Genomic DNA, 389 nt, shown 5'->3' with positions numbered 1-389 from the left:
CCGCCAGCCCGTGAGGACCACCGCCATGATGCCCATCCCCGTCACCCACGATGATCGCCTCGCTCGCTGGCGCCGCCCCGTCGACGCCGGCTTCGGCGCCCTCGAGACCGCCCGCGGTGGCCTGCCGCTGGTCCGGCTCGACGTCGACGCGCGGGCCGTGGGCCTCGAGGTCGCCATCGACCTGCGCCAGACCTTCGTCAACAGCACCGGGGTCGCGATCGAGGCCACCTACGTCTTCCCGCTGCCCGACCGCGCCGCGGTCCGCCGCTTCCGCATGACCGTCGGCGGCCGCGTGATCGACGGCGTCCTCGACGAGCGCGGCCGGGCCCGCGCCACCTACGACCAGGCCATCGCCAGCGGCCACCGCGCCGCGATCGCCGAGGAAGATC

At 75.3% G+C, this 389-nt stretch carries 1 protein-coding gene; it reads left to right on the top strand.

The annotated features are described in order from the left end of the window. Positions 1-25: 25 nt before the first annotated feature. On the top strand, positions 26-389 hold a 364-nt coding region (locus tag I6F37_RS44210; RefSeq protein ID WP_276573844.1), incomplete at its 3' end, for a VIT domain-containing protein.

It is taken from the genome of Bradyrhizobium sp. NBAIM08, from assembly GCF_020193935.1.
Classification (GTDB): Bacteria; Pseudomonadota; Alphaproteobacteria; order Rhizobiales; family Xanthobacteraceae; genus Bradyrhizobium; species Bradyrhizobium yuanmingense.
The sequence above is the reverse complement of the archived record's forward strand: the minus strand, read 5'-3'. Positions and strand labels throughout refer to the sequence as shown.